Origin of the sequence: Pseudomonas sp. JV245A, from assembly GCF_032424515.1 — a bacterium.
In the GTDB taxonomy this organism is placed as follows: Bacteria; Pseudomonadota; Gammaproteobacteria; order Pseudomonadales; family Pseudomonadaceae; genus Aquipseudomonas; species Aquipseudomonas protegens.
Genome location: NZ_VYKE01000158.1, coordinates 1 through 11,239 on the forward strand (window position 1 = coordinate 1; position 11,239 = coordinate 11,239).

Sequence of the window (11,239 nt, forward strand, 5' to 3'; positions counted from 1 at the left end):
TTTGTAGACGTCATCCGCCGGGGCCGCGACGGTGGTGGTGCCGGTAGTAGCGCCAGCGGCGATGGTGATCACCGCGCCGTTGGACAGGGTCACGGTGACTGGAGTACCAGCGGCATTGGTCAGGGTGGCGGTGTAGACGATGGAGCCACCTTCGGCCACGGACTCGGTAGCGGTCAGGCTCAGGGTGGTGGTGTCCGGAGTATCGGTGACCGAGGTCTCAGCCGGCTTGTCGCTGATTTCCAGCTTCTCGTAGTTACCGCCGTCGGCTTTGGTAATGGTGGTGCTCAGGGAACTACCGCCCGCCAACGCATCGTTTGGCGCGGTGAAGTTGACGCTGGCGGACGACTCGCCCACTGGAATGGTGATGGTCTGGCCATTGGACAGAGTGACGACGACCGGCGAACCGGTCACTGGCGCAGTCACCGATGCGGTGTAAACGACGGTGCCACCTTCAGCCACGCTTGGTGTTGCGGTCAGGCTGACCGTCGAAGTATCGATAGTGTCTGTGACGTCGGTAACTGCCGGAGCCGGGTCGGTGACCAGGTTTTCGAAATTGCCGCCATCGGCCTTGGTGATGGTGACTTCAACCTTGCCCGCGTCTTTATAGACATCATCGGCAGGGGCGGCGACGGTGGCAGTACCGGAAGTGGCACCGGCAGCGATGGTGATTACCGCGCCGTTGCTCAGGGTCACGGTGACCGGGGTGCCGGCAGCGTTGGTCAGGGTCGCGGTGTAGACGATGGAGCCACCCTCGGCCACGGTATCGGTGGCCGACAGGCTCAGGCCGGTGTCGTCGATGCTGTCGGTCACGGTGGTGACCGCTTTGTCTGGGCTGGGTTGCAGGTTCTCGAAGTTGCCGCCTTCAGCCTTGGTGATACCGACTTCGATGGTGTCGCCGTTCTTGTAGACGTCATTGGCTGGCGCCGGGACGTCGATCGAGCCACTGGACTTGCCCGCTTCGATAGTGATCACCGAGCCGTTGGACAGGGTGATGGTCACCGGAGTCTGTGCCGGGTTGGTGAGGGTGGCGGTGTAGGTGATCTGCCCGCCCTCGGTAACGCTGGCATCAGCGGTCAGGCTGACGGTGGTGGTGTCGATGGTGTCGGTGACCTGGGTGACCGCCGGGGTCGGGTTGACCGTTACCAGCAGGCCGCCACCGCCGGTGGTGCCGGTCACGCTGACGCTGATCTGGCCCGGGTCGATATAGACGTTGTCCTGGGGCGCCAGGGGCACCTGCACGCTGCCAGTGGTCTGGCCGGCGCTGATGACGATGACCGCGCCATTGGACAGGGTCACAGTCAGGTCGGTAAGTGGCGCCTGGGTCAGGGTCGCGGTGTACACCAGGGTGCCACCGGCTTCGGTAATGGTTGGGGTGGCGCCCAGGGTCAGGGTGGCCGGGCGCAGGGAGTCACTCCCGCTGCCATTGCCGTTGCCATTGCCCAGGCCGCCATTGTTGGTCAGGCCGCCAAAGGTGTTGTCCTGGGTCGAGTTGGCCAGCCCCAGGCCAGCGGTGGGGAAACCGATGGTCGGGTCGACCCGGCCCGCAGTCTCTTCCAACTGCACAAAACTGTGGCCACCACCGGCCGCGCCGCCATTCCCCGCGGCGGTCGGGCCGGCGGCGGTGGCTTCCAGGTCGGTGGTCGGGTCGGCGCCGGCAGCGATGGCCTGCTGCAGTTCTGCCACCGAAGGGGCGGCCTGAGCGGTGGCCTGTGCCAGGTCCGTGCTGGAGTCCGGTGCGGCACCGCTCCACTGGGTGTCACGCCCCAGGTCCAGAGTACGCCCGTCGGTCAACTCCAGGGTGACGGCCCCGGCCGGGCCGGTGTCTACCTGGTCACCCACGAACAGGCGGTCCCCTTCAATGAGTACGCGTCGGATCCCTTCCGGGGAAACCACGAAAACTTGGCCGACAATGCTTTTGACGATGGCAACAACACTGCTCATTGGGGACTCTCCGGTGTACCGCTCAGTCGACTTCCATGTACCGGCTTGGGCGCGGGCCGCAACTCAGTCAGGACGTACTAGGTGTGTAATTGGGAACGGGTAATTGACAGATCTATCGTCAAAAGTTTGGCTATATTTTTTGGATATTAACTTTATGCCAAACTATTGACCTTATGGACGCCATCCTAAACAATCGCCGAATTAATGTCACATTGATATTCACGCGGTAACCTGACTTGAAGTATGTGAACCAGTTCTTAGTTTGAACTTTCCGACGGACGGTTGTTTTGGTTGTACTAAATCGATGTGGTGCCACGTTCTGACGTGATTCTGGACACGCTGTCCGAGGGAAATTCTTACCATGCGTTTTCATCTGTTCAAGGCCCTGCCCTTTGCCTTAGCCGCCAGCTTTGTGCAGGCTCAAACCCTTCCTGAAGCCATGCAGAAAGCACTGGATGTGCACCCGGAAATCCAAGCCGGCGTGAACAGCCGTCTGGCTGCTGACTACCAGCTGAAAGCCGCCAAAGGTGGCTATCTGCCACGAGTGGACATGCTAGCTGGCTATGGTCGTGAAGGGACGGATAACCCTACGACCCGTGCGGGTACAGGCAGCAATCACTGGGAAACCTTGAACCGCGGCGAGTCAAGTTTGCGTCTGCAACAGATGGTTTTTGACGGTTTTGCCACGTCCAGCGAAGTCGGGCGTCAACAAGCCACCGTCAACTCCCGCGCCTACTCCCTGCTGGGCACCTCCGAGCGCACGGCCCTGACCGTGGCTCAGGTCTATCTGGATGTGCTGACCCGCCGTCAATTCGTGCAACTGGCGGAAGACAACCTGCGCAATCACGAGCGTATCTACGACCAGATCAAGCTGCGCACCCAGCGTGGCGTGGGTAGCGGCGCCGACCTTGACCAGGCTGAAGCGCGGATGGCCCAGGCCCGCAACAACCTGATCACCGAGCAGACCAACCTCGCCGACGCCCAGACCAACTACCTGAGTGCCGTCGGAGAAATGCCGGACCAGCTGGAACGCCCTGCCAGTTTTATGGCGCTGTTGCCGGCCAACCTCGACGAGGCCCGGCACCAGATGCTGGAAAACAGCCCGATCCTGCGTTCCGCCGAGTCCGATATCGTCGCTGCCGAGAAGCAGTACGATGCCGCCAAGTCGGCGTTCTATCCGCGCTTCGACGCGGAGCTGGGGCGTACTGCCGACAACGACCTGGACGGCCAGAACGGCCACAACAATGAATGGCAGGCCATGCTGCGCATGCGCTTCAACCTGTTCGCCGGCGGCAGCAACAAGGCCGACCTGGAGTCCAAGGCCTACCAGTCCAACCAGGCGCTGGATATCCGCAACAACGCCCTGCGGGTGCTGAACGAGGAACTGGGCCTGGCCTGGAACGCCTTGAACAACGCCAACGCCCAGGTGCCGATCGCCCAGCAATATGTGGATCACAGCACCAGCGTGCGGACCGCCTACCAGAAGCAGTTCAGCCTGGGTGAACGTACCCTGCTGGACTTGCTCGACAGTGAAAACGAGTTGTTCACCGCCTCCCGGCGCCTGGCCGAGATCCAGAACATTCAGTTATTTACTCAATATCGAATCAAGGCGACCATGGGCGAGTTGCTCAAAAGCCAGGGAGTGGTGGCACCTATGGCCTCCGTCGTGCAAAGCGATGTGAAGCCCAAGGTCCAGCTGCCCGGGATGAATTGAGCTAATTTCATCCAACCAGCCAGTCAAGAGTGTCGAGCGTGGAATCAGAAGTCAGTGTGCAACTCAGTCATGATCCACGCGGCATGCATGACGATCCCCTTCTGGATGGTTTGCTGACCCTCTGTTTCCTGCACCAGAAGCCCGCCAGTGCGGCGATGCTGACCACCGGCCTGCCCTTGCCATCCCAGCGCCTGAGCGCCGAGCTGCTGCCTCGGGCCGCGGCCCGGGCCGGGCTGCAGGGCCGGGTGCTGCGGCGCAAGCTCGAACAGATTCCAGCCATCGCCATGCCCGCCCTGTTGCTGCTCAAGGACGGTCGCAGCGCGGTGCTGCTGGGCTGGCAGGGTGAAGACCAGGCGCGGCTGCTGCTCAGCGAAAGCGATGGCGGCGAAGTCTGTGTCGACCGCCAGTTGCTGGCCGACGATTACAGCGGCCAGGTGTTCTTCGCCCAGCCCCAGCACAAGTTCGACGTCAACCACGGGTCGCTGATCCCTCGCGCCCGTTCCTGGTTCCGCGACACCCTCAAGCGCTCGCGCTGGCTGTATGCCGACGCCATTGCCGCGAGCCTGCTGATCAACATCATCGCCATGGCCGCGCCATTGTTCGTGATGAACGTCTATGACCGGGTGGTGCCGAACCAGGCCACCTCGACCCTGTGGGTGCTGTCCATCGGCATCATTGGCGCCTACATCTTCGACCTGATCCTCAAGGGCCTGCGCAGCCTGTGCCTGGACCTGGCGGGAAAGAAGACCGACCTGATCATTTCCGCCACGCTGTTCGAGCGCATCGTCGGCATGGCCATGAAGTACCGCCCGGCACGGGTCGGCAGCTTCGCCCAGAACATCCATGAGTTTCAGAGCCTGCGGGACTTTCTCGCATCCCTGACCCTCACCAGCCTGATCGACCTGCCGTTCACCCTGCTGATCTTCCTGGTGATCGCCATCCTTGGCGGGCATCTGGTGTGGATTCCGGTGCTGGCCTTCCCGATTGCCCTGTGCATCGGCTATGCCCTGCAGAAGCCCCTGGTGGCGACCATGGAGAAGACCATGGCTCTGGGCGCCGAGCGCCAGTCGAGCCTGATCGAGACCCTGGCCGGCCTGGACGCGGTCAAGGTCAACAACGCCGAGAGCGAGCGCCAGTACCAGTGGGAGCAGACCATCGGCACCCTCAGCCGGCTTGAGCTGCGGGTGAAGATGCTGTCCAGCCTGGCGATGAACATCACCTTGCTGATCCAGCAACTGGCCGGGGTGATCATGATCATCTTCGGCGTGTACCAGATCATCGACGGCAACCTCAGCATGGGCGGCCTGATCGCCTGCTACATGCTCAGCGGTCGGGCCCTGAGCCCGCTGGCTTCGCTGTCCGGGCTGCTGACCCGCTACCAGCAGGCGCGGGTCACCATGACCTCCGTGGACCAGATGATGGAGCTGCCCCAGGAGCGCAATTTCGACGAGCGCCCCCTGAGCCGCAGCGTGCTGCAGGGTGCCATCGAGTGTCGGCAACTGAGTTTTACCTACCCGGGGCAGCAGAACCCGGCGCTGAAGAACATCAACCTGATGATCAAGCCGGGGGAAAAGGTCGGCATCATCGGCCGCAGCGGCTCCGGCAAGAGCTCCCTGGCCAAGCTGCTGGTGGGGCTCTACCAGCCGGACTCCGGTGCCCTGCTGGTAGACGGTGTGGACATCCGCCAGATCGACGTCAGCGAACTGCGTCACAACATCGGCTACGTGCCCCAGGACATCCAGCTGCTGGCCGGTACCCTGCGTGACAACCTGACCTCCGGTGCCCGCTACGTCGAGGACGAACTGGTACTGCAGGCTGCGGAGCTGGCGGGGGTCCATGAGTTCGCCAGGCTGCACCCGCAGGGCTATGAATTGCAGGTGGGCGAGCGCGGGCAGAACCTTTCCGGTGGCCAGCGGCAGAACGTCGCCCTGGCTCGCGCGCTGTTGCTCAACCCACAGATCCTGCTGCTCGACGAGCCCACCAGCGCCATGGACAACACCGGCGAAGAGCGCTTGAAACAGCGCCTGGAGGCGGTGGTGCAGAGCAAGACCGTGGTACTGGTCACCCACCGGGCGTCGTTGCTGTCGCTGGTGGACCGGCTGTTGGTGGTGGACCGTGGACAAATCCTGGCCGATGGCCCGAAAGCGGTGGTGATGGAAGCGTTGAAGAAGGGGCAGATCAGTGTTGCTTAAGTCGGGATTCAAGGACTCGATCCGTCGCTATTTCAAAGGCACCGATTCGCTCCAGGGGCAGCCGCTGCCCGAGGTCAACAAGGCACTGATCGAAGATGCGCCGCGGGTTATCCGCCTGACCATCTGGGGCATCATCGCGTTCTTCCTGTTCCTGGTGCTGTGGGCCAACTTCGCGGTGATCGACGAGGTAACCAAGGGCGAGGGCAAGGCGATTCCTTCCTCCAAGCTGCAGAAGATCCAGAACCTAGAAGGCGGCATCGTCTCCGAGCTGTACGTCAAGGAAGGCCAGATAGTCGAGGCCGGCGCGCCGCTGATTCGCCTCGACGACACGCGCTTCCAGTCCAACGTCGGCGAGACCGAGACCGTGCGCCTGTCCATGCTGCTGCGGGTCGAGCGCCTGAGCGCCGAGGTGGATGAACGCGAGCTGAGTTTCCCCGCTGAGGCGGTCAAGGAAGCGCCGGGCCAGGCGGCCAGTGAGAAATCCCTGTACCAGAGCCGTCGCCAGCAACTGCATGACGAGATCGGTGGCCTCCAGGAACAGCTGATCCAGAAGCAGCAGGAACTGCGCGAGTTCACCTCCAAGCAGGCGCAATACCGCCAGCAACTGGGCCTGCAGCGCCAGGAAATCGCCATGTCCGAGCCGCTGGTGGCCCAGGGCGCGGTGTCGCCGGTGGAAGTGCTGCGGCTCAAGCGTGCCGAAGTGGAAACCCGTGGCCAGCTGGACGCCACCACCCTGGCGATCCCCCGCGCCGAATCGGCGATCAAGGAAGTGCAGCGCAAGATCGATGAAACCCGCGGCAAGTTCCGCAGCGAGGCCCTGACCCAGCTCAACGAAGCGCGTACCGAACTGAACAAGGCCAGCGCCACCGGCAAGGCCCTGGAAGACCGGGTCAGCCGCACCCTGGTGACCTCGCCGGTACGCGGTATCGTCAAGCAGCTGATGGTCAACACCATCGGCGGGGTGATCCAGCCGGGCAGCGACATGGTGGAAATCGTCCCCCTGGACGACACCCTGCTGGTGGAAGCCAAGATCCGTCCCCAGGACATCGCCTTCCTGCACCCGGGGCAGGAAGCGGTGGTCAAGTTCAGCGCCTATGACTACACCATCTACGGTGGCCTCAAGGCCCGCCTGGAACAGATCGGCGCCGATACCATCACCGATGAAGACAAGAAGACCACCTACTACATGATCAAGCTGCGCACCGACCGCAGCCACTTGGGCACCGATGAAAAGCCGCTGCTGATCATCCCCGGGATGGTGGCCTCGGTGGACATCATCACCGGCAAGAAAAGCATCCTCAGCTACCTGCTCAAGCCGATCATCCGCGCTCGCGCCGAAGCCCTGCACGAACGCTGATCCATGTAAGAAACCACCTGCCAGCCTTGTAGGAGCTGGCTTGCCAGCGAAGGGGCCTTGAGAGCGCCTTCGTCGGCGTACCGTCCCCAAGCGGTCCATCGGTTGAATCAACATATCGTTATTCACTAACGGTATTTAAATTCGTTTTCTTATATCTATAAAGTTGACTCCCTGCGTACCTGCCGACCAATCGGCGCGCCGCACGAAATGAACCCACACGGGATCTCCGTGAGTTTCTGATCGACGCGCGCGCCCTGGGCGCGCCTGCGCGGGAGTTTCAGTCATGTCTGCATCAGCCAGTGCCGCCTCCATTGCCGCACAAGCTTTCGAAATCCGGCCCTTGAATGGGGCTGTAGGCGCCGAGATCGTCGGCCTCGACCTGTCCCGGCCAGTCAACGACCAGGACTTCGCCCGCATCCACCGCGCCCACCTGGACCATCACGTAGTGGTGTTCCGCGACCAGCGCATCAGCCCCGAACAGCAGATTGCCTTCAGCCGTCGCTTCGGTGTGTTGCAGATTCATGTGCTCAAGCAGTTCCTGCTGGCCGGGCACCCGGAAATCCTCATCGTTTCCAACATCATCGAGAACGGCCAGTCCATCGGCCTGGGGGACGCCGGCAAGTTCTGGCACTCGGACCTCTCCTACAAGGAGCTGCCGAGCCTGGGCTCGATGCTGCACGCCCAGGAACTGCCAGCCGAAGGGGGCGACACCCTGTTCGCCAACATGCACCAGGCCTGGGACAACTTGCCCGAGGCGCTGCGCAAGGCGGTCGAGGGACGCAGCGCCGCCCACTCCTACACGGCGCGCTACAGCGAGACCAAGTTCGAGGGCAACTGGCGCCCGATCCTGACCCCGGAGCAACTGGCCCAGGTCGCCGAGGTGGTGCACCCGGTCGTGCGCACTCACCCGGAAAACGGCCGCAAGGCGTTGTTCGTCAGCGAAGGCTTCACCACCCGCATCGTTGGCCTGCCGGAAGACGAAAGCGCCCAGTTGCTGGCCGAGCTGTATGCCCACAGCGTGCTGCCGGACAACATCTACCGCCATCAATGGCAGCCCCACGACCTGGTGTTCTGGGACAACCGCTCGCTGATCCACCTGGCCGCCGGTTGCCCGAGCCATCTGCGCCGCAAGCTGTATCGCACCACCATCCAGGGCGACGCCCCTTACTGATCAGCCAGGCACGGCAGGAGAGCCAGCATGTCCTTATCCATTCCCTTCATTCCCCGCCTCGGCAGACTGGCCACGGCCATCGGCCTGGGTTTCAGCCTGCTGGCCGGCAGCCTGGTCGCGCCTGCGCCGGCCCAGGCCGAAGGCGAGATCCGCATCGCTGAACAGTTCGGTATCGTCTACCTGCTGCTCAATGTGGTGCGCGACCAGAACCTGATCGAAAAGCACGGCAAGGAGCAGGGCATCGACATCAAGGTCGACTGGACCCAGCTGTCCGGCGGCGCGGCGGTCAACGACGCCTTGCTGTCGGGCTCCATCGACATTGCCGGGGCGGGCGTCGGGCCGCTGCTGACCATCTGGGATCGCACCCACGGCCGGCAGAACGTCAAGGCCGTAGCCTCTCTGGGTAACTTTCCCTACTACCTGGTGAGCAACAATCCCAAGGTCAAGACCATCGCCGACTTCACCGAAAAGGACCGCATTGCGGTACCGGCGGTGGGGGTCTCGGTGCAATCGCGCTTCCTGCAATACGCCGCCGCCAAGCAATGGGGCGACAAGGAATTCAATCGCCTGGACAAGTACACCATCGCCGTTCCCCACCCGGACGCCACCGCCGCGCTGATTGCCGGCGGCACCGAACTGACCGGGCACTTCTCCAACCCGCCATTCCAGGACCAGGCCCTGGAGAACCCCAATGTGCACGTGGTGCTCAATACCTACGACCTGCTGGGGCCCAACTCACCGACGGTGCTGTTCGCCACCGAGAAATTCCGCAACGACAACCCCAAGACCTACAAGGCCTTCGTCGAAGCCCTGGCCGAAGCGGCCGAGTTCGCCCAGCACGACAAGGGCGCAGCCGCCGATACCTACCTGCGCGTGACCAAGGCCAAGATCGACCGCGCCGCCTTGCTGAAGATCATCGACAACCCGCAGTTCGAGTTCAGCGTGACACCAAAAAACACCTACCCACTGGCGGAATTCCTCTACCGGGTCGGTGCGATCAAGAACAAGCCCGAGTCGTGGAAGGACTACTTCTTCCAGGATGCCAAACCGTTGCAGGGGAGCTGATCGCCATGAACGCCCCCTTGCCAGGCCACACGGCCAGCAATCGCGCTGCCATCGCCCCGGCGCTGTTGGCGGTGGAACAAGTCAGCCTGGAATACCGCACCCCGCAGCGGGTGGTGCGGGCCACCCACCAGGTGAGTTTCGAGGTTGATCCGGCCGACCGCTTTATCCTGCTGGGGCCTTCAGGCTGCGGCAAGTCGACCCTGCTCAAGGCCGTGGCCGGGTTCATTCAGCCCTGTGAGGGCGAGATTCGCCTGCAAGGCCAGCGCGTCAGCCAGCCCGGGCCGGATCGTATCGTGGTGTTCCAGGAGTTCGACCAGTTGCCCCCCTGGAAAACCGTGAAGCAGAACGTGATGTTTCCCTTGCTGGCGTCGAAGACCCTCGGCCGCCGCGAGGCCGAAGAGCGTGCCCTGGAATACCTGGAAAAAGTCGGCCTGGCGGCTTTCGCCGATGCCTATCCGCATACCCTGTCCGGTGGCATGAAGGCCCGGGTGGCGATCGCTCGCGCCCTGGCCATGCAGCCGAAGATCCTGCTGATGGACGAACCTTTCGCCGCCCTCGACGCCCTGACCCGACGCAAGATGCAGGAGGAGTTGCTGCGGCTCTGGGAGGAGGTGCGCTTCACCTTGCTGTTCGTCACTCACTCCATCGAGGAAGCGCTGGTGGTGGGCAATCGCATCCTCCTGTTGTCGCCTCATCCGGGGCGCGTGCGGGCGGAAGTCCACAGCCACCAGTACGACCTGCAGAGCCTCGGTGGCGTGGCCTTTCAGCAGACCGCGCGGCGCATCCACCGCTTGCTGTTCGATGAAGGCCAATCGCCGGAAACTGAAACCGAGCTGGATTTCGCCGATATCCGTATCGCTTATTGAGCCGTCAGGCCACCGTTGAACGAGGAATGCCCGATGAGCCACTCATCCCCTGCGCGCGAGGAATACGAAGTTGTCCTGCAGCCCTTGCTGCAAGTGCCCCTGGAGCGCGAGCTGCCCCTGGGGCAGCGCCTCTGGCAACAAGGCTGGTTGCGCAAGAGCCTGATCCTGGTCCTGCTGGCGCTGCTCTGGGAAGCCGTGGCCCGTTACCAGAACAACGACCTGCTGCTACCGAGTTTTCTGCAAACTGCCAGCGCTCTTTACCAGGGCCTGCTCAGCGGCGAATTGCTGGGCAAGGTGGGCATTTCCCTGGTGGTGCTGCTCAAGGGCTACCTGATCGGCATCGTCCTGGCGTTTGCCTTGACCACCCTGGCGGTCTCGACCCGGCTTGGCCGTGACCTGCTGAGCACCCTGACCTCGATGTTCAATCCGCTGCCGGCCATTGCCCTGCTGCCCCTGGCGCTGCTGTGGTTCGGCCTGGGGCAGAACAGCCTGATCTTCGTGCTGGTGCATTCGGTGCTCTGGGCTTTGGCCTTGAACACCTATGCCGGGTTTCTCGGGGTTTCCGAAACCCTGCGCATGGCCGGGCGCAACTACGGCCTCAAGGGCCTGCGCCTGGTGCTGTTCATCCTGATCCCGGCGGCGCTGCCGTCGATTCTCGCCGGGTTGAAGATCGGCTGGGCTTTCGCCTGGCGCACCCTGATCGCTGCCGAGCTGGTGTTCGGCGCCACCAGCGGCAAGGGTGGCCTGGGCTGGTACATCTTCCAGAACCGCAATGAGTTGTACACCGACAAGGTGTTTGCCGGGCTGGCAGTGGTGATCCTCATCGGCCTGCTGGTGGAAAACCTGATCTTCGACACCCTGGAGCGGATCACGGTAAAACGCTGGGGCATGCAGCGCTGAGCTACCTCGTCCGCCAGTCCCCCGACCGTAGGA

General features: G+C 62.9%; 8 protein-coding genes. 7 read left to right on the forward strand and 1 reads right to left on the reverse strand.

Annotated elements, in window-relative coordinates; translation table 11 throughout:
* Positions 1-1,941 (reverse strand): retention module-containing protein (locus F6S12_RS26640; protein ID WP_315869494.1); only part of this gene is annotated, 1,941 nt, incomplete at its 3' end.
* Between the two features lie 361 nt (positions 1,942-2,302).
* On the opposite strand from F6S12_RS26640, the gene F6S12_RS26645 reads away from it, so the two are divergent.
* The 7 genes from F6S12_RS26645 (at position 2,303) to F6S12_RS26675 (ending at position 11,206) form a co-directional block, all read left to right on the forward strand.
* The gene (locus tag F6S12_RS26645) at positions 2,303-3,655 is read left to right on the forward strand and encodes a TolC family outer membrane protein (RefSeq protein WP_011058515.1); all 1,353 of its coding nucleotides are present in this window, start codon (positions 2,303-2,305) and stop codon (positions 3,653-3,655) included.
* A 38-nt stretch (positions 3,656-3,693) separates the two neighbouring features.
* Entirely contained in the window at positions 3,694-5,847 is a 2,154-nt protein-coding gene (locus F6S12_RS26650; protein ID WP_011058516.1) for a type I secretion system permease/ATPase, read from the forward strand.
* Positions 5,837-7,204: an HlyD family type I secretion periplasmic adaptor subunit gene (locus tag F6S12_RS26655; protein ID WP_053155802.1), complete on the forward strand. Its 1,368-nt coding sequence runs from the start codon at positions 5,837-5,839 to the stop codon at positions 7,202-7,204. The genes F6S12_RS26650 and F6S12_RS26655 overlap by 11 nt, the downstream gene beginning before the upstream one ends.
* Before the next feature lie 283 nt (positions 7,205-7,487).
* Positions 7,488-8,375, forward strand: coding sequence for a TauD/TfdA dioxygenase family protein (locus tag F6S12_RS26660; RefSeq protein ID WP_053155805.1), 888 nt, complete (start codon positions 7,488-7,490; stop codon positions 8,373-8,375).
* A 27-nt stretch (positions 8,376-8,402) separates the two neighbouring features.
* Positions 8,403-9,440 (forward strand): ABC transporter substrate-binding protein, encoded by a 1,038-nt coding sequence (locus F6S12_RS26665; RefSeq protein ID WP_015633677.1) that lies wholly within the window; start codon positions 8,403-8,405, stop codon positions 9,438-9,440.
* A gap of 5 nt (positions 9,441-9,445) precedes the next feature.
* On the forward strand, positions 9,446-10,306 hold the full coding sequence (locus tag F6S12_RS26670; RefSeq protein ID WP_161467398.1) for an ABC transporter ATP-binding protein: 861 nt from the start codon (positions 9,446-9,448) through the stop codon (positions 10,304-10,306).
* A gap of 33 nt (positions 10,307-10,339) precedes the next feature.
* A complete protein-coding gene (locus F6S12_RS26675; RefSeq protein ID WP_011058521.1) occupies positions 10,340-11,206 on the forward strand; it encodes an ABC transporter permease in 867 nt (288 codons plus the stop codon).
* Positions 11,207-11,239 lie beyond the last annotated feature (33 nt).

What these genes read in the sequence shown, in the direction of transcription:
- F6S12_RS26645 (WP_011058515.1), top strand. Translation starts at nt 2,303, where the DNA reads ATGCGTTTTCATCTGTTCAAGGCCCTGCCCTTTGCCTTAGCCGCCAGC.
- F6S12_RS26660 (WP_053155805.1), top strand. Translation starts at nt 7,488, where the DNA reads ATGTCTGCATCAGCCAGTGCCGCCTCCATTGCCGCACAAGCTTTCGAA.
- F6S12_RS26665 (WP_015633677.1), top strand. Translation starts at nt 8,403, where the DNA reads ATGTCCTTATCCATTCCCTTCATTCCCCGCCTCGGCAGACTGGCCACG.
- F6S12_RS26670 (WP_161467398.1), top strand. Translation starts at nt 9,446, where the DNA reads ATGAACGCCCCCTTGCCAGGCCACACGGCCAGCAATCGCGCTGCCATC.
- F6S12_RS26675 (WP_011058521.1), top strand. Translation starts at nt 10,340, where the DNA reads ATGAGCCACTCATCCCCTGCGCGCGAGGAATACGAAGTTGTCCTGCAG.